The sequence below is a fragment of the Humibacter albus DSM 18994 genome, from assembly GCF_000421825.1.
GTDB classification, from domain to species: domain Bacteria; phylum Actinomycetota; class Actinomycetes; order Actinomycetales; family Microbacteriaceae; genus Humibacter; species Humibacter albus.
In genome coordinates, this window is the sequence record NZ_ATXT01000014.1 from 302564 (window position 1) to 327003 (window position 24440).

24 protein-coding genes and 2 riboswitches are annotated in these 24440 nt (G+C 68.2%); of the genes, 13 read left to right on the plus strand and 11 right to left on the minus strand.

Annotation, left to right across the window (positions count from 1 at the left end; genetic code table 11):
• Positions 1-9: 9 nt before the first annotated feature.
• Positions 10-783, plus strand: coding sequence for a class I SAM-dependent methyltransferase (locus H623_RS0108855; RefSeq protein ID WP_026940142.1), 774 nt, complete (start codon positions 10-12; stop codon positions 781-783).
• 83 nt (positions 784-866) lie between these two features.
• Complete coding sequence (ychF, locus tag H623_RS0108860; RefSeq protein ID WP_026940143.1) at positions 867-1940, plus strand: redox-regulated ATPase YchF; 1074 nt, start codon at positions 867-869, stop codon at positions 1938-1940.
• Positions 1941-2046: 106 nt separating this feature from the next.
• Here ychF and H623_RS0108865 read toward each other — a convergent pair whose 3' ends face one another.
• Positions 2047-2775 carry an NADPH-dependent F420 reductase gene (locus H623_RS0108865; protein ID WP_281169287.1) on the minus strand — a complete coding sequence of 243 codons (729 nt, stop codon included), beginning with the start codon at positions 2773-2775 and terminating at the stop codon, positions 2047-2049.
• Between the two features lie 68 nt (positions 2776-2843).
• On the opposite strand from H623_RS0108865, the gene H623_RS21010 reads away from it, so the two are divergent.
• From H623_RS21010 to H623_RS0108905, 7 genes are all read left to right on the plus strand, one after another.
• The gene (locus H623_RS21010) at positions 2844-3287 is read left to right on the plus strand and encodes a MarR family winged helix-turn-helix transcriptional regulator (RefSeq protein ID WP_022900588.1); all 444 of its coding nucleotides are present in this window, start codon (positions 2844-2846) and stop codon (positions 3285-3287) included.
• Between the two features lie 55 nt (positions 3288-3342).
• Positions 3343-4821, plus strand: a complete 1479-nt coding sequence (locus tag H623_RS18815; RefSeq protein WP_022900589.1) for an MDR family MFS transporter — start codon at positions 3343-3345, stop codon at positions 4819-4821.
• Between the two features lie 75 nt (positions 4822-4896).
• A complete protein-coding gene (locus H623_RS0108880) occupies positions 4897-5658 on the plus strand; it encodes an SDR family NAD(P)-dependent oxidoreductase (RefSeq protein WP_022900590.1) in 762 nt (253 codons plus the stop codon).
• 192 nt (positions 5659-5850) lie between these two features.
• Complete coding sequence (locus tag H623_RS0108885; RefSeq protein ID WP_026940144.1) at positions 5851-6132, plus strand: type II toxin-antitoxin system RelE/ParE family toxin; 282 nt, start codon at positions 5851-5853, stop codon at positions 6130-6132.
• A complete protein-coding gene (locus tag H623_RS0108890) occupies positions 6119-6421 on the plus strand; it encodes a HigA family addiction module antitoxin (protein ID WP_026940145.1) in 303 nt (100 codons plus the stop codon). The genes H623_RS0108885 and H623_RS0108890 overlap by 14 nt, the downstream gene beginning before the upstream one ends.
• A complete protein-coding gene (locus H623_RS21015; protein WP_022900592.1) occupies positions 6418-6933 on the plus strand; it encodes a GNAT family N-acetyltransferase in 516 nt (171 codons plus the stop codon). Before H623_RS0108890 ends, H623_RS21015 begins: the two co-directional genes overlap by 4 nt.
• Positions 6934-7411: 478 nt before the next feature.
• Entirely contained in the window at positions 7412-8242 is an 831-nt protein-coding gene (locus tag H623_RS0108905) for a DNA-formamidopyrimidine glycosylase family protein (protein ID WP_026940146.1), read from the plus strand.
• A gap of 15 nt (positions 8243-8257) precedes the next feature.
• Here H623_RS0108905 and H623_RS0108910 read toward each other — a convergent pair whose 3' ends face one another.
• Positions 8258-8806, minus strand: coding sequence for a type 1 glutamine amidotransferase domain-containing protein (locus tag H623_RS0108910; RefSeq protein ID WP_022900594.1), 549 nt, complete (start codon positions 8804-8806; stop codon positions 8258-8260).
• A 66-nt stretch (positions 8807-8872) separates the two neighbouring features.
• Complete coding sequence (locus H623_RS0108915) at positions 8873-9268, minus strand: PPOX class F420-dependent oxidoreductase (protein WP_022900595.1); 396 nt, start codon at positions 9266-9268, stop codon at positions 8873-8875.
• Positions 9269-9433: 165 nt separating this feature from the next.
• Here H623_RS0108915 and H623_RS0108920 point away from each other — a divergent pair, with 165 nt between their 5' ends.
• Positions 9434-10516, plus strand: coding sequence for an ATP-binding protein (locus H623_RS0108920; RefSeq protein ID WP_026940148.1), 1083 nt, complete (start codon positions 9434-9436; stop codon positions 10514-10516).
• A gap of 31 nt (positions 10517-10547) precedes the next feature.
• Here the strand turns inward: H623_RS0108920 and H623_RS18825 are convergent, their stop codons facing one another.
• The 6 genes from H623_RS18825 to H623_RS0108950 form a co-directional block, all read right to left on the minus strand.
• The gene (locus tag H623_RS18825; RefSeq protein WP_157560919.1) at positions 10548-10694 is read right to left on the minus strand and encodes a hypothetical protein; all 147 of its coding nucleotides are present in this window, start codon (positions 10692-10694) and stop codon (positions 10548-10550) included.
• Positions 10695-10804: 110 nt separating this feature from the next.
• Positions 10805-12028, minus strand: a complete 1224-nt coding sequence (locus H623_RS0108930) for a cysteine desulfurase family protein (protein ID WP_022900597.1) — start codon at positions 12026-12028, stop codon at positions 10805-10807.
• Between the two features lie 10 nt (positions 12029-12038).
• On the minus strand, positions 12039-12953 hold the full coding sequence (gene nadC / locus H623_RS18830) for a carboxylating nicotinate-nucleotide diphosphorylase (RefSeq protein WP_022900598.1): 915 nt from the start codon (positions 12951-12953) through the stop codon (positions 12039-12041).
• Positions 12947-14644: an L-aspartate oxidase gene (gene nadB / locus H623_RS18835; RefSeq protein ID WP_084485829.1), complete on the minus strand. Its 1698-nt coding sequence runs from the start codon at positions 14642-14644 to the stop codon at positions 12947-12949. The genes nadC and nadB overlap by 7 nt, the downstream gene beginning before the upstream one ends.
• Before the next feature lies 1 nt (position 14645).
• The gene (gene nadA / locus H623_RS0108945; RefSeq protein ID WP_022900600.1) at positions 14646-15944 is read right to left on the minus strand and encodes a quinolinate synthase NadA; all 1299 of its coding nucleotides are present in this window, start codon (positions 15942-15944) and stop codon (positions 14646-14648) included.
• Positions 15945-16079: 135 nt separating this feature from the next.
• On the minus strand, positions 16080-16760 hold the full coding sequence (locus H623_RS0108950; RefSeq protein WP_026940149.1) for an NUDIX hydrolase: 681 nt from the start codon (positions 16758-16760) through the stop codon (positions 16080-16082).
• A gap of 372 nt (positions 16761-17132) precedes the next feature.
• A riboswitch (glycine riboswitch) is annotated at positions 17133-17237 on the plus strand.
• Positions 17238-17355, plus strand: a riboswitch (glycine riboswitch).
• An 84-nt stretch (positions 17356-17439) separates the two neighbouring features.
• On the opposite strand from H623_RS0108950, the gene gcvT reads away from it, so the two are divergent.
• From gcvT to gcvP, 3 genes are all read left to right on the plus strand, one after another.
• Complete coding sequence (gene gcvT, locus H623_RS0108955; protein ID WP_022900602.1) at positions 17440-18738, plus strand: glycine cleavage system aminomethyltransferase GcvT; 1299 nt, start codon at positions 17440-17442, stop codon at positions 18736-18738.
• Between the two features lies 1 nt (position 18739).
• Positions 18740-19126, plus strand: coding sequence for a glycine cleavage system protein GcvH (gcvH, locus tag H623_RS0108960; protein WP_022900603.1), 387 nt, complete (start codon positions 18740-18742; stop codon positions 19124-19126).
• Positions 19127-19236: 110 nt separating this feature from the next.
• On the plus strand, positions 19237-22152 hold the full coding sequence (gcvP, locus tag H623_RS0108965) for an aminomethyl-transferring glycine dehydrogenase (protein ID WP_245558971.1): 2916 nt from the start codon (positions 19237-19239) through the stop codon (positions 22150-22152).
• Positions 22153-22229: 77 nt separating this feature from the next.
• Here gcvP and H623_RS18840 read toward each other — a convergent pair whose 3' ends face one another.
• Positions 22230-23195, minus strand: a complete 966-nt coding sequence (locus H623_RS18840; protein WP_022900605.1) for a hypothetical protein — start codon at positions 23193-23195, stop codon at positions 22230-22232.
• 239 nt (positions 23196-23434) lie between these two features.
• Positions 23435-24268, minus strand: coding sequence for a CPBP family intramembrane glutamic endopeptidase (locus H623_RS0108975; RefSeq protein ID WP_022900606.1), 834 nt, complete (start codon positions 24266-24268; stop codon positions 23435-23437).
• Positions 24269-24440: the final 172 nt, after the last annotated feature.

A 24440-nucleotide genomic window follows, 5' to 3' on the forward strand; every position in this document is an offset into this window, starting at 1 on the left:
CTGGGAGACATGCAGTCGCGCGATGAGAAGCTCGAGCACGCCCGATCGTTCGGCGGCGTCGCCGACGTGTACGAGACATCCCGTCCCGGTTATCCGACGGATGCCGTCGCGTGGCTCGTACGCGCCGACCAGCGCCGCGTGGCCGACGTCGGCGCAGGAACCGGCAAGCTGACCCGCGCTCTGATGGCCGCGGCGCGGGGTGCGGGCGGTGTGGCGGAACGCGAGGTGCTGGCCATCGACCCGTCTGCCGAGATGCTCGACGTGCTAGGGGCAAGCGTGCCGGGGGTCGAGACGCTGATCGGAGCGGGCGAACAGATTCCGCTGCCCGACGAATCCGTCGACGCGGTCACGTTCGCGCAGGCGTGGCACTGGGTCGAACCGGCCGCGGCGTCCACCGAGGTCGGGCGGGTTCTCCAGAGCGGCGGCACGCTCGGCCTGATCTGGAACTTCCGCGATGAGCGTGTCGACTGGGTGCGCGAGCTGGGCGTGGCGATGCACGCCGACGGTGACCAGTACACGGACGGCATGGACGAGGCCCCGCACGTGTACGCGCCGTTCGGCGACCCCGAGCGTGCGAAGTTCGAATGGAAGCAGCCCCTGGATCGTGCCGGCGTGCTCGACCTCGTGCGCTCGCGCAGCTACTTCGCCGTCATGGACGAGGCGCAGCAGTCGCAGACGCTCGCCGACGTCGCGCGGCTGATCGACACGCATCCGCAGACCGCAGGCCGGGAGAGCATCGAGCTGCCGTATGTGACGCTCGCGTTCCGATATGTGAGGCCGTGATCGGGGAGCCGGCTCTGGGCATCCCACCGTCCGCGGGCTCCGGCGGTCGGGGCTCCTGAGCGGGCCGGATACGATGGATGCCCGTGGCTCTCACTATCGGCATCGTCGGCCTGCCCAACGTCGGCAAGTCCACCCTCTTCAATGCCCTGACCAAGAACCAGGTGCTCGCGGCGAACTACCCGTTCGCGACGATCGAGCCCAACATCGGCGTGGTCAACCTGCCCGACGGTCGGCTGCAGACTCTCTCCGACCTGTTCCACTCGGAGAAGATCGTGCCGGCCACCGTGAGCTTCGTGGACATCGCCGGCATCGTGCGCGGCGCGTCGACGGGCGAGGGCCTCGGCAACCAGTTCCTCGCGAATATCCGTGAGGCGGATGCCATCGCTCAGGTCGTGCGCGGATTCGCCGACTCCGACGTGGTGCACGTGGAGGGCGAGGTGAACCCTGCGAACGACCTCGAGACGATCGGCGCCGAGCTCATGCTCGCCGACCTGCAGACTCTCGAGAAGGCGATCACGCGCTACGAGAAGGAGGTGCGCGGCCGCAAGCTCGATCCCTCGGTGCTCGAGGCCGCCGTCGCCGCCCGCGAGTCGCTCGAGAAGGGGGTGCTGCTGTCGGCGACCGCGCTGGACCTGGCGCCGATCAAGGAGCTCGGGCTGCTGACATCCAAGCCGTTCATCTTCGTGTTCAACGTGGACGAGGCCGTGCTCACGGATGCCGCGCGCAAGGCCGAGCTCGCGGGTCTCGTCGCCCCTGCGCAGGCCGTGTTCCTCGACGCGAAACTCGAGTCCGAACTGATCGACCTGGACGAGGCGGATGCCGCGGAGCTTCTGGCCTCGACCGGTCAGGAGGAGAGCGGCCTCGACCAGCTCGCGCGCATCGGTTTCGACACGCTCGGGCTGCAGACCTTCCTCACTGCCGGGCCGAAGGAGTCGCGTGCGTGGACCATCCGCCAGGGCTGGAAGGCCCCGCAAGCGGCCGGGGTCATCCACACCGACTTCGAGAAGGGCTTCATCAAAGCGGAGGTCATCTCGTTCGACGACCTGGTCGAGCTCGGCTCGGTGCACGAGGCGCGCGCGCACGGCAAGGCGCGCCTCGAGGGCAAGGACTACGTCATGCAGGACGGCGACGTGGTGGAATTTCGTTTTGCGCGTTAACCTCTGGCGCTCGCCCTGACCTCCGTGAGAAAGCTCGCTGGCGGTTACCGGCGACATGGTCGCCGAGGTCGATCGTATGACCGAGGCAGTTAGCACGCGTCTGGAGTTAGCGCTGCCCAGGAAAGCCCGTGTGGCGCTTCTCTTCGCGCCAGGCCAGAGTCTGCGCCGGGTTGGCCAGGGACAGTCTCGCTTGCACTTGCTCCTTGCCGAGGTCGGTGGTGTAGGCCGGCGTGCCGGGCTGCTGATGCCAGGAATCGGCAAGCATGCCGCCGTCGACGGGGTCGAAGCCGACCAGGTCGACCAGCCCCATCACCAGTCGCTTCTGGTCAGCGTCGTCGCCGGCGACCGGCAGGGCGATCCGACCGGGCGTCCCTGGAGACGCGTTCTTGCCCTGCAGTGAGCGGTAGTTGATGCTGTTGAATGCCTTGATAACCCGGTGGCCGAACAGGTTGGAGATCCACTCGCTTTCGACGGCTCCGTGCTCGAGTTCGGGGATCTCGCGGTCACGCAGGCCGGGCACGTAATTGCTGCTGTCAACGATGGCGATCGTTGGAGGAATGCGGCCGCGTAGCTTCGCAGCGACGTCGGGCATCGCTTCGGTTGGGACGCTCAGGATGACAGCCTCGGCGTCATCGGCGGCGTCCTGAACGTCGACCGGTCGCGCACTGATTCGCTGTGCGAACTCGATCAGCTTCTCACCTCCGCGGGAGCTGGCGACCGATACCTCGTGGCCGGCGGCGGCGAGCCGCTGAGCGATCGTGCCGCCGATGTTGCCGATGCCGATAACCGTGATCTTCATTGTGCTGCTCCTTGTCGTCGTCGTTCTGAATCGCAGACAGTGCTAGTTGCCCACAGGCAACGATACCGATATGGTTGCCTGCGGGCAATGACAGGAGGCCGAGAATGGACGACGTCGAGCAGATCGAAGACGCGCTCAGCACGATCTTCAACGCTTGGTTGGCCAGTTCCCGATCTGTGAGCACTCGCATCGGACCGGACGTGGGGTACCACGGAATGGTGCTGCTGATCTGGCTGACTCATCGAGACGGGAGCCGGCTCACCGATATCGCGGACCACTTCGGTGTCGGGAAGGGGACGATGAGCCGGCAGCTGAGTGCACTGGAGGAGCGCGGCCACGTCGTGCGGGAGCCGTGCCCGAACGACGCCCGAAGCGTTCTCTTCAGCGTCTCCCAAGCGACCACGGCGGCAATTGCGGAGGCGCACAAGCAGGACTCCGCGTGGCGTCGCGCTGCCCTTTCCCAATGGGATCCGGAGGATCTGGCCGAATTCGGCCGTGTTCTCACCAAGTTCGCGGACCTCGAACGCCAGAGGGCCTCGGCTGTCTGATCAGACGCTCACACCCGCCCTTACACATCCACCAACTTCTGAGTGAAGGAACCTCTTGGCCTGCACCACAACCCAGACTGTCCCGCCCCGGAACGACCACAAGAGCCCAACGCAATCGCCGGGATCGGGCCTGACGATCGGTGTGCTCGTGCTCGCCGCGTTCGTCATGTTCCTCAATGAGACGGTGCTCAGCGTCGCCTTGAAGACCCTGGGCAGTGACCTGGCGCTGCCGACGGCCACGATCCAGTGGGTGACCAGCGTCTTCCTGCTCACCATGGCCATCGTGATTCCCACCACCGGTTACCTGTTGGAGCGTTTCACTGAGCGGCAGGTGTTCTTCGCTTCGACTCTGCTGTTCGTCGCGGGCACTCTCGCCTGTGCGCTTTCGCCGGGATTTGCTGTGTTGATCGCTGGGCGTGTGCTGCAAGCTGCGGGTACGGCGCTCATCATGCCGCTGCTGATGACCACCGTCATGCGGCTGATCCCGACGAATCGAAGGGGCACGGTGATCGGCACCATCATCATCGTCACGGCTGTCGCTCCTGCCCTCGGCCCAACGCTAGGCGGACTTGTCCTCGGCTCTCTTGGCTGGCGCTGGCTGTTCTGGCTTGTCCTGCCGTTGATGGCAGTCGTCATCGTGATCGGTGCCGCTAAGCTGCGCCCGTCGCGCACAGCGGAGCAGACTCCGCTGGACCTGCTGTCTGTGCCGCTCACAGCGGTCGGCTTCGGCGCTCTGCTCTACGGGCTCTCCACCATCGGGGAAGGTTCGGAAGGGCGGATCTCGGTGACCAGCGTGGTTTCCCTGGTCGTCGGCGTCATCGCCCTGGCTGCATTCATCGGTCGGCAGCTGCGACTCCAGCGCAAGAACAAGGCGCTGTTGGACCTGCGTGCGTTCACACATCGGCGCTTCGCCGTCGCCGTCGGGATCGTCTGCCTGCTGTTCACGTGCATGATGGCGCTTACCGCTGTCCTGCTGCCGCTCTATCTGCAAACCTCCCTCGCCTTCAGCGCCACGGCCAGCGGTCTGGCCATGCTCCCGGGTGGTCTGGCCATGGGTCTGCTCGGCCCGGTCGTTGGCCGGCTGTATGACCGGTGGGGAGCGCGCCCTCTGGTCATCCCCGGCGCAGCGCTCACCGCACTCGCACTCGTACTGTTCGCCCTCACGGGGACAAGCAGCCCGGTGTGGATGGTCATCATGATGCACGTGCTGATCATGGCCGGCATCAGCATCATGATGGCACCCCTCAACACGGACGCACTGTCATCGCTGCCGGAGCACCTCTACTCCCATGGCTCGGCGATCCTCAACACCGTCCAGCAAGTCGCAGGAGCCCTGGGCATCGCGGTGTTCGTCACCATATCCACACTCGCTTCCACCCGCGCCGACGTCGCCCCGGATGCCGCGGGTCTCCACACCGCGTTCACGATCATGGCAGCCGTCGGTGTCGCCGCCTTCGGGCTGTCGTTCCTGGTCCGCCGAGCGGAGTCGGACAAGGATGAGCCGACGAGGACGGACGAGGTCGCCCGCGGCTGACGGCATCACCGGACAGGTGGACCACTTGGACCATCCCATGCAGGACTAATCACCTATCAAACCCAGGAGACCGACATGTCTGCACAATCTGCGATTGCGCTGGTGACTGGTGGAAGCCGCGGCATTGGGCGAGCGACGGTAGAAGCGCTTGCGCAGCGCGGGATCGACACGATCTTCACCTACAAGAACAACCGTGACGCGGCCGACCAAGTCATCGCCGTGGCCGAACAGGCGGGCGCACGAGCGCTGGCGCTGCAGCTCGACACGAGCGACACCCCGGGCTTCACCGCCTTCGCCGACTTGTTGCGCCACACGCTCGGCCAATGGGAAGCCGACCGAATCGATTTCCTCGTCAACAACGCCGGCACCTCATACTCGGCACTGTTCCCGGAGGTAACGGAGGAAGAGTTCGACAAGCTCTACCGAGTCCACTTCAAAGGCGTGTTCTTCCTGACCCAGACGCTCCTGCCGCTGATCGCCGACGGCGGCCGGATCGTGAACGTCACCTCCTCCGTCACCCGCATCATCAGCCCAGACAGCATGTCCTACGCACTGATGAAGTCCGCCGTGGAGATGTGGACCGTCTACCTCGCCAAAGAACTTTCCGCGCGCCGGATTGCAGTCAACGCCGTGGCACCCGGTTCCACGATGACCGACTTCAGCGGCGGCGTCGTGCGAGACGACCCGGAGGTCAACCGCCAGATGGCTGAGGCAACCGCACTCGGCCGCGCAGGCCGGCCCGAGGACATCGGCCAGACGATCGCATCGCTGCTATCGCCCGAGAACGCGTGGATCACCGCCCAGCGGATCGAAGCTTCCGGGGGCCTGATGCTCTGAGCATCGCCCGCATCGAGAGTGGGGCTGAATATCGGCCTCACCCGGGGCATGTGGCAGAGGTCCCGGACGGTTCCGTTGTAGCGCTCGGACAGGACCAGCGGCGTTGGTTCAGAGGTTGTTACCTGCGGCGACGTGGTGGAGTTCCGCTTTAACGCCTAGCGTTAATGACGCTCGCCGTTATACGCTGGTCTCGTGATCAGATCGTTCGGTAGCAAGGACACCGAGCGGCTGTGGCGTCGTGAGCGAGTGCCCTCCCTGGATCCGCGGATCCTCCGGGTGGCGTTGCGCAAGCTTCGTCAGGTGGGGTCCGCTGAGGTGCTCGACGACCTCCGCGTTCCGCCCGGCAATAGGCTCGAGGCTCTCAAGGGCGACCGATCTGGTCAGCACAGCATCAGGATCAACGACCAGTGGCGGATCTGCTTCGTGTGGACCGACGCCGGACCAGAGGAGGTGGAGATCGTTGACTACCACTGACAAGATCGAGCCGATCCACCCGGGTGAGGTCCTCATGGAGGACTTCATCGAGGGCTTCGGCATCACGCAGAACAAGCTCGCTGTGTCCATTGGTGTGCCGCCGCGGCGAATCAACGAGATCGTGCACGGCAAGCGGGGCATCACGGCGGACACGGCGCTGCGGCTCGCGAAGTACTTCGGCACCTCGGCCGAGTTCTGGATCAACCTGCAGAGCCATTACGAGCTCGACCGTGCGGAGGATCTAGCAGGGGAGCAGATCGCAGCGATCTCGCCGCTGCGGGTCGCGTGAGCGACTTTGCCGTCTACGTGCCCGGCGTGAAGCCGTCGGCAGTGGCCGGGTCGTTCATCACCCGTGCGGCCGTCACGGCGGACGTCGATGCGCTCGCCACAGTCATGGCAGCGCGAGGCGGGAGCGTTGAAGAGCATGCCGATCACGCGCGGAAGATGATCGAGAGGCTGGATGTCCTGCTCATCGCTGAGAAGGATGGGGATGCGGTGGGCTGGTGCGGTGTTCAGAAGTTCGCAATCCACCCGGAAGCTGATCCGGAGTGGCTGATCGCCGGACTGACGGTCATTCCTGACGTGCGCCGACAGGGAGTTGCGGCCCGGCTGCTGAGCCAGGTGCTTCGAGACGCCTCGAAAAGAGCGCCTGGAGAGTCGGTCTACAGTGTGATCAACGCCAGGAACCTCGCATCGATCGATCTGCACCTGAAGCTGGGCTTCGTCGAGGTGGGGCGGTCGGCGAGCTACGCGGGGATCGAGTTCACCGGCGGTGAGGGAGTGCTGCTGAGGCGCGGGTGACCCTGCGAGTCAGAGATTGCTCTGTACCGGAACTCGGTGGAGTTCCGGTTTGACGTCTAGCGTTATTGACGTTTCGCGTCATATCTCGGTCTCGTGATCAGAACGCTATCACTGAGCCCGACCTGATCGAGCGCCGCGCGCTCCGTGCCGCTATTGCTCAGATCACCCCGTTGCAGGCGGCGTGAGTATCGCTGTTCACGATGCGGCGGCACTCGGAGAACTCATCGTGCGGTGTCGCCTCGCACACGATCATCCGAATTGTGGAGCGACGTCCGGACTCCCGACGAGATCGACTTCGAGAAGAATTGCGCTCCGCGGACTCAGGCCGATGTCCTGTACGTCGCATGATGCCGTTCGGCGTCGCAGTGTGGCAGAGCGGTGCGCTGATCCCGGGAGACAGCAGCGCCGGGCACCTCGGCGCCGTCGGGCATGACTCGGGCCTTCGCGGATGTCGCACGCACGTGGCACGATCGACCACATGCCCGAGTCACCCGAAGTGCAGGCGCTGGCGGAGGAGCTTCGCGCACGTCTGCGCAGTCGCGAGGTCGTGAGCGTCGACGTGCTCGAGTTCGCCCTGGTGAAAACTCGGGCACGACCCCCGTCGCGCTTGGTCGGTGCCCGGCTCGAGGATGTCGTCCGTCACGGCAAATACGTCGATCTCGTCTTCGACGCCGCGCACCTCGTCGTCTCGCTGGGGCGCCACGGCTGGGCGCGATGGGCTTCGTCGCAGGCCGAGGGGCCCGCCGGCGGTAACACGCCGCCGGCGCTGCTGAGCCTGGGATTCGATGACGGCACGGTCCTCGAGTTCACGGATGCCGGCGAGTGGGTCTCGCTGTCGGCGTGGGTCGTCGACGATCCGGCGGACGTGACGGGCGTGGCATCGCTGGGTTCCGATCCGACCGGCCCCGACTTCGTCCGGGCCGACTTCGACGCCGTCGTGCGCGGGCGACGCAAACAGGTGAAGGCCATCCTGCAGGACCAGAAGTCGCTGGCGGGCATCGGCAACGCATACTCCGACGAGATCCTGTTCGCGGCGCGCACGAACCCGGTCGCCCGGGCCTCCGACCTCGGAGAGGGCGACCTCGATCGTCTCTACGCGAGCACGCTGGAGGTCGTGCGATCTGCGATGGATGCGAGACGCGGCATCCCGATTGCGCAACTCAAGGCCGTGAAGATCGGCGCCATGATGGTGCACGGGCGCGCAGGTCAGCCGTGTCCGCAGTGCGCAGGTACGGTGCGCGATTTCGCGTTCGCGGGCACCACGGCCCAGTACTGTCCGGCGTGTCAGACCGGCGGAGTCATCCTCTGAGCAGCGCCGAGCACCTCACGCGGTCTGGCCCCGGTGGGCCCCCTCGCCGATCTCCTCGACGACCTTCGCGTCGAAGGCCGGAAGGTCGTCGGGCGTGCGGCTGGTGACGAGACCCTGGTCCACGACCACTTGCTCGTCTACCCAGTCGGCGCCCGCGTTGCGCAGGTCCGTTTGCAGACTGGCGTAGCTGGTCATCCGCCGACCGTCCACGACCCCCGCCTCGATCAGTGTCCACGGGGCGTGACAGATGGCGCCGACCGGCTTGTGCTGTTCGAAGAAGTCCTTCGCGAACGCGACGGAATCCTGATCGAGTCGGAGATGGTCCGCGTTGACCACACCGCCCGGCATCACGAGCGCATCGAAATCGGATGCTCGCGCGGTGCCGCTGACGGCATCCACCGTCTGTTCGTGGCCGTGTTCACCCGTGATCGTTCCCTGTTTCGGCGACACCATGGTGAGGGTGGCGCCTGCGTCGTTCAGGGCCTGCCACGGCGAGGTCAACTCGGCGTCCTCGAATCCGTCGGTCGCGAGGAACGCGACCCTTTTTCCTGTCAGATCAGCCATGCCCGCACAGTAGGGCGGTGGCGGGAAAGCCCTGCAGGGGTTGACAGCTCCCGCGGCCTGGCAGGCTCAGTTCGAGCTGACGTGCTCCACGCTCATCACGAGGATCACGCGGTCGGCATGGTCCGCCGGCGGTTGCGGGTGCGCCTGGCCGTACCGCTCGGCCAGGTGCACGTAGAACGCGCCCTCCGGGTCGGGGAGCACCTCGACGAGGCGCCCGCGCAGCTCCACGTAGCGGTACAGATCGGATGCTCGCGCGATCGCCAGGCTCATCGACGGGTTCTGCTGCAGGTTGCGGTATTTCTGGCGCTTGCTCGTGTGAGTGAAGCGCACGTTCTCACCGTCGAACTCGAACCACATCGGGTTCACCTGGGCCGTGCCGTCCGGACGCACAGTGCCGAGGAAGCCGAAGTTCGGCTCGGTCAGGAAGGGCAGGAATCGATCGGAAACGACAGAAGGGCTCATGGCATCCCATCCTGTCGGTCCCCGCGCGATCTCGCTCGGCGCGCCTTTGTCGGCGAGTCACCCGTCCGGCCCCGTCGCTCGGTGCGGGTGATCCTGCACGCCTCGAGATCGCCCCACGTCAGCCGGCCCGCACACTGGAGACGACGAACGAAAGGGGGAGCCGGCATGACTCAGTTGCCGATCGGCACGGTGTTCGGAACGACCGAGCCGGCCGAGCTGAACGCAGCGAAGCTGAACCGCCACACCTTCTGGTGCGGCCAGAGCGGCTCGGGCAAGACATATGCGCTCGGCGTGCTCCTCGAGCAGGTTCTGCTGCGCACGGAGCTTCCCATTCTCGTGCTCGACCCGAACGCCGACTTCGTACGCCTCGGCGAGCCTCGTGCGGAGACGGATGCCGCCACGGCCGCTGCCCTCCGCGGCCTCGACGTTCGCGTGCTGCACAGCACACAGCGCGACGTGGGCGAGGCGCTGAAGGTGCGATTCCTCGGTCTGAGCGTGCCGTCGAAGGCGGCCGTGTTGCGGCTGGATCCGATCGCCGACGCCGAGGAGTACAACATGCTTCTGCGCATCAACAGGTTCGCGGAGGGCTTCGACGAATCCACCTACATGTCGACATTGCGCGAATCGTCCAATCCCGCGCAGGTGCAGCTGGCGATGCGGATCGAGAACCTGCAGGTCATGGAGTGGGACGTGTGGTCGCGCGGCGCGCTCGCCGCCACCGACGTGATCGCCGAGCGTCCGAGGGTCACCGTGCTGGATCTGGGCGGGTTCACGCATCCCTCAGAGCCGAAAGCGGCGGCGCTCGCCGTGCTGGAGCAGCTCTGGGCGCGTCGCGAGGAGCGCCGGCCGATCCTGATCGTCATCGATGAGGCGCACAACATCTGTCCACCGAACCCGCAGTCTCCGGTCGAACGCGCGCTCACCGCCCTGGTTCAGTTGATCGCCGCGGAGGGGCGCAAATTCGGCCTCTGGCTGCTGCTCTCCACGCAGCGGCCGACGAAGATCCACCCCAATGTGCTGTCGCAGTGCGACAACCTCGGGCTGATGCGCATGAACTCGCCCCGCGACCTGCTCGAACTCAGCGAGGTGTTCGGCTACGCGCCGGAGGCCATGGTGCAGGCGTCGTCGTCGTTCGTGCAGGGACGTGCACTGTTCGCCGGCGGCTTCCTCGCCGAGCCCGCGTTCGTGCAGATGGGACCTCGACTCACGATCGAGGGCGGCGCCGACGTGCGAGTGCCGCTGTCGTGAGGCGGCAGCTCGGATGCGCCGGCAACGGTGCTCAGGGCGCGGGCGCCGGTCCATCCGTCGGCTCCGGCTCGGGCAGCCAGCCCTCGAGCTCCTCCTCCTCGGGCGCCACATCTTCTTCCGCACGCTCCTCAGGGGTGAGGTCCTCGTCGAGTTCGTCGTTCTCGTCGCGCTTGCTCATGCGCCCACGGTACGCCGCGGGGTGCGTCGCGGCGAGGGCTGAGGTGTCGGGCGCGAGAAGCAGCACCCGCCGAGTGGTCAGAACAATCGTGCTGGTCGTGCGTGAGTGCCTCAGAGCGCGCGCACCGCAGCCACCGCCTCCTCGAGCGCGACCGCAGCTCGCTCGAGGTCGGAAGTTGTGGCATCCGACCAGCTGAACCGCACCGAGGTGGTGGCCAGCTCCGCCGGCATTCCGAGCGCGGTCAACACGTGCGAGGGGTCGGAGCGCCCGGCCGCGCAGGCCGATCCGCTCGAGGCGAGCACCCCGCGACGCTCGAGTTCGAGGAGCACGGTCTCGCCGTTGACCCCGTCGATCACGAACGACGCGTGACCGGGAATGCGTGCGGCCGGATGCCCCGTGAGAGCCGCGCCGGGCACACCGGCCAGCACCCGGGCTATGAAGGCGTCGCGGAGGGGGTCCGCACACGCGGCCGTCACGGCGTCGCCTGCCGGCGCGGTCGCATCGCCCGTCACGGCCGAGCCAGCCATCGACGGCGGCGTGGCCCGGTCGGTCGCCTCGGCCAGGATGACCGCCCCGGCCCGCTCGAGGGCCGTCGCCAGAGCGACCGCGAACGCCACGTTCTCGGTACCGGATCGGCGCCCGCGTTCCTGCCCGCCTCCGTGCAGCACGGGTTCCAGGGGAAGGCCACCACGCACGAACATCGCGCCCGATCCCTTCGGCGCCCCGAACTTGTGCCCGGAGAACGAGAGGGCGTCGATGCCCAGCGCCCGCACATCCAGCGGAAGTCGTCCGGCCGCCTGCACGGCGTCCGTGTGCATCAGCGCGCCCGCTCGGTGGGCCACGCGGGCGAGTTCGGCGATCGGCTGCACGGTGCCGATCTCGTTGTTGGCGTACGCGATCGACGCCAGTGCGGTGTCGGGCCGCAGCACGGCATCGAGAGCGTCGGCGGAAACGCGACCCGCCTCGTCGAGAGCGACGAAGTCGACCTCGAAGTCGTGCACGCGAACCAGATAGTCGACCGACTCGAGCACGGCCTCGTGCTCGGTCGCCGTCGTCACGAGATGGCGTCCGCGCGGGTTCGCCAGCGCGAGACCTTTGACCGCGAGGTTGTCGCCCTCCGTGCCGCCGCCGGTGAACACCACGTCGGAAGCGCGACAGCCGAGCACCGCCGCGACGCGGGCACGGGCATCCTTCAGCGCCGAAGCCGCGCGCAGCCCCGCGCCGTGCGTGCTCGACGGGTTGCCGAAGTCACCGGTCAGGTACGGCCACGCGGCCTCGAGCGCCTCACGGCGCACGGGCGTGGTCGCGGCGGCGTCCAGGTAGAGGGCGGGCATCGAGCGCCTCCTAACGATCGGCACCGAGATCTTCAGGACCGAGGTTTTCGGCGCCGAGTTCTTCGGGAAGGGCCGGTGCGATCTCCACGTCGAGTCCGATGTCGAGCGAGCGCACGCTGTGGGTGAGAGCGCCAACGGAGATGACGTCGACGCCGGTGGCGGCGATGCCCGCAACCGTGTCGAGGTTGACGTTGCCGCTCGCTTCCACGATGGCCCGGCCGGCGACCAGCGCGACGCCGTCGCGCAGTTGCTCGACCGTGAAGTTGTCGAGCATGATCGTGTCGACGCCGCCGGCCAGCACGGGCTCGATCTGGTCCATGCGATCCACCTCGACCTCGACGTGTGTGGTGTGGCCCAGGCGGGAGCGCACGTGCCGGATCGCCTCGGTCACCGACAGGCCCCGCGCAGTGAGCACGGCGAGGTGGTTGTCCTTCGCCATCACGGCGTCGGAGAGCGAGTGCCGGTGATTGCGACCGCCCCCGCAGACGACCGCGTGCCGTTCCAGGGCGCGCAGGCCGGGCGTTGTCTTGCGCGTGTCGACGATGCGGGCTCGCGTGCCCGTGGTCAGCGCGACGTACTGCGCGGTCAGCGTCGCGATGCCGCTCATGCGCTGCACGAGGTTCAGCGCGACGCGCTCGCCGCGCAGAATGCCCCTGGCAGGCCCCTCGACCTGCGCGATCGTCTGTCCCGCCTCGAACGGTTTCCCGTCACCCAGCAGCGACGACACCCGAATGCGTTCGTCGACGGCGTGCATCACCCGCTGCAGCACCTCGCCGCCCGAGAACACGCCGGGCTCCCGGGCGATGAGGCGAGCGGATGCCGTCGCCTCCGCAGGAATGAACAGCTCGCTCGTGACGTCGCCCCACGGCGCGTCCTCGTCGAGAGCGTTCCGCACGACGCGGTCGATGATCTGTCGGGTCAGCACGCGGCGACCGCCTCTCCGAAAAGGGCCCGAGGGGCCGGGATGTCCATGGGTTCGAAATCGAGGGAGCCCGCGTGCAGCGCGCTCGCGCGGGCGATCCATGCCTCACCGTCTCGCCGTTGCAGCACGCTGTGCTGCGCCACCGCAGCGGTAGCGGGAGCGTCCGCGCGGAAGTGCGCGCCTCGCGACTCCTGACGCGTCAGCGCCGCGGCGGTCAGGAGCATGCCGACGTCGCGCAGATTCCGATCCTCGAGCGCGGCGAGGGAGGCCGACCCGGGCGTCGGCAGCGATGCGAGAGTGTCCACCACGTCGCGCAGGCCGTCCGCCGTGCGCTCGACGCCGGCTCCGTGCCACATCGCCTCGCGCACGCGGTCGCCGACGCCGAACGCGGGGGACGGGACGTCTTCGACGGTGTCCGCCGCGGCATCCCACGATGTCACCGGGGCGGACGACGCCTCGTCGAGCGGCGATCGAGGCAGCCGGCCGCGCACGCTCGCCGCACCGATGGCATCCGCTGCGCGTGCACCGAACACGAGCCCTTCCAACAGCGAGTTCGAGGCCAGCCGGTTCGCGCCCTGCGCACCGGTGCATGCCGCCTCGCCGACGGCGTACAGGCCGGGCAGGCTGGCGCGCGCCCAGGCATCCGTGAGCACACCACCCATCCAGTAGTGGGCGGCGGGCGTGACGGGCACCGGCTCGCTCGCCCAGTCGAACCCTGCCGCGCGCGTCGCCGCCTGGATGGTGGGGAAGCGGTGGGCGAGGAACGCACGGCCGAGACCCGTGGCATCCAGCAGCACGGGCGCTCCGCCCTGCAGGCTCATCCGCGCCGCGATGCCGCGGGCCACCACGTCGCGGGGAGCGAGTTCCGCCAGCGGGTGCAGACGCGTCATGAACCGTTCGCCGTGCGCGTCGCGCAGCACGGCACCCTCGCCGCGCACCGCTTCCGAGACGAGCGATCCCCCCGGCACCGCGAGCGCGGTCGGGTGGAACTGGTAGAACTCGAGGTCGGCGAGCCGTGCACCGGCGCGCCACGCCGCGGCCACACCGTCGCCCGTCGCGACCGCCGGGTTGGTGGTGTGCGCGTAGAGCCGCCCGGCCCCGCCCGTCGCGAGCACGACAGCCTCGGCTCCGAGCGTGTGCCGCCGCCCGTGCGCGTCGAGCGTCTCCACGCCGATCACGCGCGCGTCGTCGACGACGAGGTCGCAGAGCATCGTGTGCTCCAGAACACGAATGCCGGATGCCGTCAACCGCGCCGCCAGCGTCTCCTCGATCGCTCGTCCGGTCGCGTCGCCCCCGGCGTGCAGCACCCGGGGCCGGGAGTGCGCGGCCTCGAGCCCGCGCGCCAGTGCGTCGCCATCGCGGTCGAACGGCACCCCGATGTGCACGAGCTCGCGCACGAGCGCGGGTCCCTCCGAGCACAGGATGCGTACCGCTTCGTCGTCGCAGAGGCCGGCTCCGGCGCGCAGCGTGTCATCGCGATGCAGTCGAACGCTGTCGTCGGCGAAGAGCGCCGCTGCGATGCCGCCCTGGGCGTAGCGCGTGTTGCTCTCGGCGAGCTCCGTCTTCGTCAGCACAGTGACCTCGGCTGCCTCGGCCAGGCGCAGCGCCGCGGTGATTCCCGCGATGCCGCTCCCTACCACGATCACGCGGGGTAGGCAGCGGTGCAGCCGTGATCCCGGGGAGGCGAGGCGCATTTCAGGCCGCCATGGTGGTGTCGGGCCGGGCAGCGAGCATCCGCTCCAGGGCGACCCGCGCATCGGCGGCGATGTCGTCGCCGACCTTCACCTGGTTGACCACCTCGCCGCCCAGGAACGACTCGAGCACCCACGCCAGGTATCCCGGGTGGATGCGGTACATCGTCGAGCACGGGCACACCACCGGGTCGAGGCAGAAGATGGTGTGCTCGGGATGCTCGGCGGCCAGTCGCTGCACCAGGTTGATCTCGGTGCCGATCGCGAACGTCGAGCCTGCGGGCGCCGCCTGGATCGCCTTCGTGATGTAGTCCGTCGACCCGTACTCGTCGGCGGCGTCCACGGTCTCCATCGGACACTCCGGGTGCACGATCACGCGCACGTCCGGATAGTCGACGCGGGCCTTCTCGATCTGCGCCACGCTGAACCGCTTGTGTACTGAACAGAACCCCTGCCAGAGGATCACCTTCGCCTCGCTCAGCACCTGGGCGTCGTTGCCACCGAGCGGACGGGCCGGGTTCCACATCGGCATCTGCTGGAGCGGGATCCCCATCGCCTTGGCCGTGTTGCGACCAAGGTGCTGGTCGGGAAAGAACAGCACACGCTTTCCGCGCTCGAACGCCCAGCGCAGCACGGTCGACGCGTTGGACGAGGTGCAGACGATGCCGCCGTGACGGCCGCAGAACGCCTTCAGCGCGGCGGAGGAGTTCATGTAGGTGACCGGGATCACGGATGCCACGCCGTCGGCATCCGTCTCGCCTCCATACAGCTGGATGAGTTGCTCCCACGCCTCCTCGACCGAGTCGATGTCGGCCATGTCGGCCATGGAGCAGCCGGCCGCGAGGTTCGGCAGGATGACGCTCTGCTCAGGAGAGGTGAGCACGTCGGCGGTCTCGGCCATGAAGTGCACGCCGCAGAACACGATCGCCTCCGCTTCGGGGTGCGCCTTCGCGGCATTCGCGAGCTGGAACGAGTCGCCCACGAAGTCCGCGAACTGCACCACCTCGTCGCGCTGGTAGAAGTGCCCGAGCACCATGACGCGTTCGCCGAGCGCCTGCTTCGCGTCGTGGATGCGTCGGGCAAGCTCGTCCGCGCTCGCGTCGCGGTACTCCTGCGGCAGCTCGCCCTGCACGGGGGCATCGGCGGGCAGAGGATCGGCCATGGATGCTCCGGGGCCGTATCCGGGCATCCCGAGATCGAATTCCCACGGCGCCTCGACGAGCTCGGGCGTGCAGGTCTCGCCCGATTCTTCGCCGGCGGCGATGCGCTGAATGGTGAGGTCGACCGAAGCGGTGAGCGTCATGAGCGGTGCTCTCTTCTTTCTGCGTTGCTGGTCTGGGTGTGTTGTCGGTCTGGGTGTGTTGCTGGTCTGAGGTGTGCTGCGACGCGTGGCGCGGGTCGTGGTGCCAACGGCGCGAGCGGGGGAGTCGGAACGTGGTCAGGTGTGGGGCAGCGGGCCGTTGTCGACGAGCTGTGCGGAGGAGTCGTAGCGGTAGAGCTTGGGCGGCCGGTGTCGCGTGCCGGTGAGCCGCTCGCCGGTGTCGACCAGGGCGCCGGAACTCTCGATCGTGCGCCGGAAGTTCGCGGGATCGAGGCGGCGGCCGAGCACCGCCTCGTGCACCTCGCGCAATTGTGCGAGCGTGAACGTCTCGCCGAGCACGGCGTGGGCGATGCGGGAGTACTCCATCTTCGTGCGCAACCGCCAGAGGGCGTATTCGACGATGAGGTTGTGGTCGAATGCGAGGGGCGGAAGCTCGTCGGAGCGGAACCAGCGCACGTTCTGGCCGACCGTCGCTCGGGCGGCCTCGGACGAACCGACCAGTGCCCAGTACACGACCGACACGACGCGCGACGAAGGCGAACGGTCGACGTCGCCGAAGGCGTAGAGCTGCTCGAGATAGCGCGGCGCGAGGCCCGTGGTGTCGCCGAGAGAGCGGCGCGCGGCATCCGCCAGTCCCTCCGAGGAACGCAAGGGACCGCCAGGGAGCGCCCACAGTCCCTCGAACGGCTCACGGATGCGCCGTACCAGCGGCAGCCACAGCGTCGGCGTCGCGCCCTGCGCGCCGAAGCGATCGTCGGTGCGCAACGCGAAGATCACGGTCGAGACCGCGAGATCCACGGCTGCGGCGTCGGCCTGGGTGACGTCGGGCTGTGCGGCGCCGAAACTGCCGAGGGGCCACGTTCCCTCTCCGGCTTCTGCGGACGCGTCGGTGTGCCGGCTGCCGGTGTCTAGACGTTCGCTCACGGAGGTCCTTCAAGTAAAAGTCATTCTGACCAGAACATATTTTACACCTCAGGGTGCGTCTGACCCTAACCGGAGTCCCGATTGGTCGCTGCATCCAGCGCGCGGACGTGCGCCGTGCCGTTCGCACGCGAGACTCCGCTGCCCATGGCGGAGCCGGTCGCCGAGCCGCTGACGAGGCCGCGTTCTGCACCTCTCTGGCCGGCCTGTGCGGGGTAGGCTGTGCCTCACAAGCGAACATCGGGCCATACGGTCGACGCGGGAGAGTCCTCGCGGGTGAGAAACCCTGCGCCGGACACCGAAGGAGCAATCCTCCCCGACAATCTCTCAGGTATCCCATACCGCGTCGAGCGGGCCGCTCTGGAAAGCAGGCCGCGTGCACCGCGGTCTCGCCCACGGTGAAAGCCTCGTGACGACGAATGATCGTCGCCCGAGGCGAATCTCTCAGGCACTCCATGACAGAGGGGGAGTTCCCGCACGCGAACGCGCGCATGTGAAACGACGTGATCGTTCCCTCTCGAGGGAATCGCCCGCCTCGACACAGATCGGAGAACTCATGGTCCCGTCCGCACCGCTCGACGCATCGCCGGCGCCGAAAGGTTCTGCGCGGCTCTCGCCGCTGAATGACGCCCACATCGCCGCCGGGGCGAGCTTCACCGACTTCGCCGGATGGCAGATGCCGGTGCGCTACAGCAGTGACCTCGCCGAGCATCGCGCCGTGCGCACCGCTGCCGGGCTGTTCGACCTCTCTCATATGGGCGAGATCGTGGTGCTCGGCCCGCAGGCGGCGGAAGCACTCGACCACGCGCTGGCCGGGCGGCTCTCGGCGCTCGAGCTCGGGCAGGCGAAATACTCGCTGCTTCTGAACGACGCCGGAGGCATCCTCGACGACCTCGTCGTGTACCGCACGGGAGCGGACCGCTATCTCGTGGTGGCGAACGCGGCCAACCGGCAGACCGTGGCCGACGCGCTGACGCAGCGCGCGGCATCCTTCGAAGCGGATGTCTACGACGAGTCGGACGACATCGCCCTGATCGCGATCCAAGGCCCGCGTGCCCTGGAGATTCTGCAGAACGTTCCCGAGCTCGGCATCGAGGCCGGGGCCGACGTTCCCGAGGACTTCGAAGAGAAGGACATCGAACAGGCGCTCGCCGAACTGAAGTACTACCGCAGCCTCTCGGGCACCTATCTGGACCATCCAGTGCTCATCGCCCGCACGGGTTACACCGGCGAAGACGGCTTCGAACTCTACGTCTCGCCGGACGACGCGCCCGCGCTGTGGAGTGCGCTTCTCGAGACGGGCGCCGGCGCGGGACTCATCCCCGCCGGGCTCGCCAGCCGCGACACACTGCGGCTCGAGGCGGGCATGCCACTGTACGGGCACGAACTGACGACGAGCACGCTTCCATCGCAGGCGGGTCTCGGTCGCGTCGTCGCGCTGTCCAAGCCCGGCGACTTCGTGGGACGCTCCGCGATCGAGCGCGGAGCACCCGAGGATGCCCGTGTGCTCGTCGGTCTCGCCGGCTCGGGCAAGCGCGCCGCCAGGGCGGGGTACGCCGTGCACGCGCGTGCTGCTGACGGCGGCTCTGACGCAGGCGCCTCGGACGCAGGCTCCCCCGGCGCAGGCGGCCCTGAAGCAGGCTCACCTGGCGCAGGCGCCTCCGACGGCTCGAACACGCCGGTGGGCGAGATCACGTCGGGCGCGCTGTCTCCGACACTGGGGCATCCGATCGCCCTCGCGTACGTCGACCCGGCGCTCGCCGCCGTCGGCACCGCACTCGATGTGGAGGTGCGCGGAACGCGCATCCCGTTCACCGTCGTCGCATTGCCCTTCTACAGCAGAAAGAAGAACTGACATGGCCGTGCCCGTAGACCGCCGTTACACCGCCGAGCACGAGTGGGTCCGACTCGACGGCGACACCGCCACGGTCGGCATCACCGAGTACGCCGCCGAGAAGCTCGGCGACGTCGTCTTCGTCGACCTTCCGCAGGCCGGGAGCGAGGCGGCGGAAGGGAGCGTGGTCGGCGAGATCGAGTCGACGAAGTCCGTCGGGGAGCTTTTCGCTCCCGTGACGGGTGAGGTCGTCGAGGCGAACGACGCCGTCGCCTCCTCGCCCGAGCTCGTGAACTCGGATCCCTATGGCGAAGGCTGGCTCATCAGGGTGCGCGTCGCGGAGCCGGCGCGCCTGGAAGAGCTGCTGGATGCCACGGCCTACGCCGCCCTGATCGGCGACGGCGAGTGAGCGCGGACTCTCACGAGCACGGTCGCGTGACGACGGCGGGTCGTGGTGAGGCGTTCCGCGCCGCATTCGCCGACCGGCACATCGGTCCCGACGCCGATGCCACCGCGCGCATGCTCGCCGCGCTCGGCTTCTCCTCCGTGGACGAACTGGTACGCGTGGCGGTGCCCCGAGGCATCCAGTTGGCGGCGGATGCCGAGCTGCCGAACCGCACGCTGCCGCGCGACGGCGTGAGCGAGCGCGAGGCGCTCGCTCAGCTGCGGGAGCTGGCATCCCGCAACCGCGTGAACACCTCGTTCCTCGGACAGGGCTATTACGGGACGCTGACGCCGGCCGTCATCCAGCGGTGCGTTCTGGAGAACCCGAGTTGGTACACGGCCTACACGCCGTATCAGCCGGAGATCTCGCAGGGGCGCCTGGAGGCGCTGATCAACTTCCAGCAGATGGTCTGCGACTTGACCGGGCTCGACATCGCCAACGCGTCGATGCTCGACGAGGGAACGGCCGTCGTGGAGGGGATGCTGCTGGCCAGACGGGCCTCGCGCGCGAAGTCGAACAGATTCCTCGTCGACACGGACGCCTTCCCGCAGACGCTTGCACTGCTGCGCGGTCGCGCCGCCGCCGTCGGAATCGAGCTCGTCGAGCTCGACCTGAGCTCGCGGGGAGTCGACGGTTCGTCGGGTGAATCGAGTTCGTCGGGTGAATCGAGTTCGTCGGGCGACGCCGGGAGGTCCGCGAACGAGCAGGGCGGGTCGAAGGGCGCGGGCCCGGAGCTTCCGGACTGCTTCGGTGCGTTCGTGCAATACCCATCCGCGTCCGGGCGCGTGTGGGATCCGTCGAGCGTCATCCAGGCGGTGCACTCTCGTGGCGGACTCGCGGTCGTCGCGTCGGACATCCTCGCGCTCGCGCTCCTCACCCCGCCCGGAGAGCTCGGCGCGGACGTCGCGGTCGGCAGCACGCAGCGCTTCGGCGTGCCGATGGGCTTCGGCGGACCGCATGCCGGCTACCTCGCCGTGCGCAAGGGTCTGGAGCGTCAGATGCCGGGACGCCTCGTCGGCGTGAGCCAGGATGCCGCGGGCAAACCCGCCTACCGTCTCACGTTGCAGACGCGGGAGCAGCACATCCGGCGGGAGAAGGCGACGAGCAACATCTGCACGGCGCAGGTGCTGCTGGCGGTGATGGCGTCGATGTACGCCGTCTACCACGGGCCCCGTGGCATCCGTGCAATGGCGCAGCGCGTGCACGATGCCGCAGCGGAGGCAGCGCACCGTCTTCGCAAGGCGGGCTTCGGTGTCGCGCACGACTCGTTCTTCGACACCATCGAGGTGTGTGCTCCGGGTCGTGCCGACGAACTCGTGGCGACCGCGCATGAGGCGGGGCTGCTTATCGCGAAGCACGATGTCGACACGGTACGCGTCGCGTTCGACGAAGCCACCGCAACCGACCACGAGAGCATCGAGCGGCTCCTCGTCGACGTGTTCGGTGCTCAGAGCGGCTACGTGACGTTCCCGGGCGGTGCTCCGGGCATCCCCGAGAAGCTTGCTCGCACCAGCGACTACCTCACGCATCCGGTGTTCTCGGCGTACCACTCCGAGACGGCGATGATGCGCTATCTCAAGTTGCTCGCCGATCGTGATTACGCGCTCGACCGCGGCATGATCCCGCTCGGCTCCTGCACCATGAAGCTCAACGCCGCCACCGAGATGGCCGCGATCACGTGGCCCGAGTTCGCGCAGGTCCACCCGTTCGCCCCGCCCGAGGATGTCACCGGCTACCTCGATCTGATCGCCCAGCTCGAGACGTGGCTGGCCGAACTCACCGGCTACGACACGGTCTCCCTGCAGCCGAACGCCGGCAGCCAGGGCGAACTGGCCGGGCTGTTAGCCATCCGCGGCTACCACGATGCGAACGGCGACACGCACCGCTCCGTGTGCCTCATTCCCCAGTCCGCGCACGGGACGAACGCGGCGTCGGCGGTGCTGGCCGGCATGCGCGTGGTCGTGGTGGCGACGGATGCCTCCGGCAACGTCGACCTCGACGACCTGCGCGCCAAGGTGGCCGCCCACGCCCACGAGCTCGCCGCGCTGATGATCACCTACCCCTCCACGCACGGCGTGTACGAGCACGAGGTCGTCTCCGTGATCGACGCCGTGCACGCCGCAGGCGGACAGGTCTACATCGACGGCGCCAACCTCAACGCGTTGCTCGGCTTCGCCCGGTTCGGCGACTTCGGCGGGGACGTCTCGCACCTCAATCTGCACAAGACCTTCTGCATCCCGCACGGTGGGGGAGGCCCGGGCGTCGGCCCGGTGGCCGCGAAGGCGCATCTCGCTCCTTACCTGCCAGGGCACCCGCTGATGCAGTCGAACGACCACGTCGGCTACGCGCATGACGGCGCACCGGTTTCGGCGGCGCCGTACGGGAGCCCGAGCATCCTGCCCATCTCCTGGGCGTACGTGCGCATGATGGGGGCGGACGGCCTCGCCCGGGCCACGGGAGCCGCCGTCGTGTCCGCGAACTACGTCGCTGCGCGACTGCGCGACCACTTCCCGGTGCTGTACGCGGGGGAGAGGAGCCTGGTGGCGCACGAGTGCATCCTCGACATCCGACCGCTCACGGATGCCACCGGCGTCACCGTCGACGATGTCGCCAAGCGGCTCATCGACTACGGGTTCCACGCGCCGACCATGAGCTTCCCGGTCGCCGGCACACTCATGGTCGAGCCGACCGAGAGCGAGGATCTCGCGGAGCTCGACAGGTTCGTCGAAGCGATGATCGCGATCAAAGCCGAAGCGGATGCGGTCGGCACCGGAGCCTTCCCGGCCGACGACAACCCGTTGCGCGGGGCCCCGCACACCGCGGAGTCCCTCGTCGACGACTGGACGCACCCGTACTCGCGCGAACAGGCCGTGTACCCCGTGGCATCCCTCGTGCGCACCAAGTACTGGCCGCCGGTGCGCCGCATCGACCAGGCGTGGGGAGATCGCAACCTGTTCTGCGCGTGCCCGCCCGTTGAGGCGTTCGCGTAGCGCCCGTGCCCACTGAGACATACGGATTCGGCCGAAACCGCCCTCCACGCGCGGTGCCTCGGCCGAATCGGTATGTCTCACCCATCGCGCGCGGACGCCGGCGTGCTTCTGCGAGAAGCCTGACGCAGCGTCGCGAGAAGAGCGACGTTCGGCGCACGCTCGAGAATGAGGCCTGCGGCGCGGAGTTTCGCGTCGAGCCGCTGGGGGTGAAACGGATCGTGCGAGTCCCATCTCACGAACCCGCGCTCGTAGCGTCGGAGGCGGTCTTCGCGCACCTTCTCGGCGATGAAGCGGGCCTTCGACGACTCCGGGTCGCCGGCGTCGTATTTTCCGAATCCGTCCGCCTCTCCGATGGTGCGTCGGCGGCGCCAGTAGAAGTCGACGCGATCGTCGACGCCCTCGTAGCGGAACTTCACCTGGAGCTCGGGACGCTTGTACCCCAGCCAGCCGATCACGGCCCTGCTGATGGACTCGGTCACCGACTCGGCGAGCGGGTCGGCCTCCGACAGCATCCAAGCGATCTGACGAGATCCGCGTCTCGCGCGCTGGACTGCGAAGCGGCCGCGGAGTGATTCGACGCTGACCTCGTCGTGGTGCAGCGCCGCATCCGCCACGGCGAGTCCGAAGGCGGGCGGAAGCACCCTGCCGAGGTCGAGCACGGTGTCGGCGACCGATGTCGCCGACGTGTCGCGAAGTGACACCGCAGCTCGCGAGTCGAGAAAGGCATGGGCGACGACGTCGCCTCGGGTGACGGTGCGGGCGCCGCGCGCCAGCAGATGGATGTGCCGCGGCTCTCCGAACAGCGGCAGGCCCAGGAGCGCCGCCGCCGATTCGAGGCAGAAGACCGGGTGCCGAATTCGGACTCGCGTGGCGTGAACCCTCGCAAGGTAGCGTTCCCACGGCGCGAGCGGACTCCAGTCGGCGATCGGTGCGTAGACGCCGGGGCGTACGCGCACCAGGCTCTTGTCGTGCTGAGGTGCACGTCCGGCGAGATGCTCACCCGCTATGACCAGCGGTACTGGGGACGGGGCGAACGCAACCACGCTCCGATCATCGAGCCCCCGGCGCGTCCTCCGGCGGCAAAACGGTCACTCCGTGGACAACCCGCCGACGGCGGCGCCTGTGGATGACAAGTCCCGGCTCACGCACACTCCCGCCGAAACATACTGAACCGGCCGAGACAGCCCTCCTCGAGCGGTGTCTCGGCCGGTTCAGTATGTTTCAGGGGCTGTTCGGGCGCGCCGGGGGTGCGACGGGGCGTGGCGGGGCGCGACGGGGCGGCTCAGGCGGCCGGCGCGAAGACGCCGGGCCACAGCGCCACCGCGAGGGGGTAGCCGACGAACGACACGACATCCAGAAGCGTGTGCGTGACAACGAGCGGCGCCGTGCGTCCCCAGCGCCGGTAGCACCAGCCGAACAGGATGCCCATGGCCGCGTTCCCGAAGAACGGTCCGATGCCCTGGTACAGGTGGTAGCTGCCGCGCACGAGTGCGGAGACGACGATGATCCACCAGCTGTTCCATCCCAGCTGCGTGAGACGTGCGAAGAGGTAGCCGATCATGATGACCTCTTCCTGCAGCGCTGCCCGCACCGCGGTCAGGACGAGGATCGGCGCGGTCCACCAGTACGACGGATCCGGCCAGGTGCCGACCGCGACGGTGATGCCCATCGAGCGACCCACCGCGTAGAGGGCGAGCCCCGGGATCCCGATCACCAGGAACAGCACCGCGCCGGCACCGAGATCGCGCCAGGGGCGTGTCAGATCGAGGCCGATGCGTCGCAGGCCGCTGCGCCCCGGCATCCACAGCAGATAGACGACGAGCGCGACCGCCATCAGCGCGAAGACGATGTCGAGCAGCTGATACGTGAAGTCGATCCACTGCGTGGGCGACTGAGACGGATTGACCTGGGTGCTCTGGTCTTTCAGCGGCGTCGGCGCCGCCAGTCGTTGCACGATGGTGAAGATCGAGTAGACGGCCGATTGCCCGAGCGAGAGCCCGAGCACGATACCGACCTCCCACCACAGCCGCGCCCTCTGCGGGCGTGCGACCGGGGACTCGAGAGGAAAGGATGCTCGCGACGGCCGGGATCCGCTTGCTCGCGCCGCCTGCGTCATGACGACAATCCTGGCACGGGCCACGAGGCACGGGCCACGGGCCGCGAGGCACGGGCCACGGGCCGCGAGGCGCGAGCCGGAGCATCGTGTTCGTGGTCCGCCGGCGCCCCGCCGCCGTGCGGCGCGGCACGATGTGGACGTCTGATTTTCGGCCCTTTCCCCATGGCCCCCG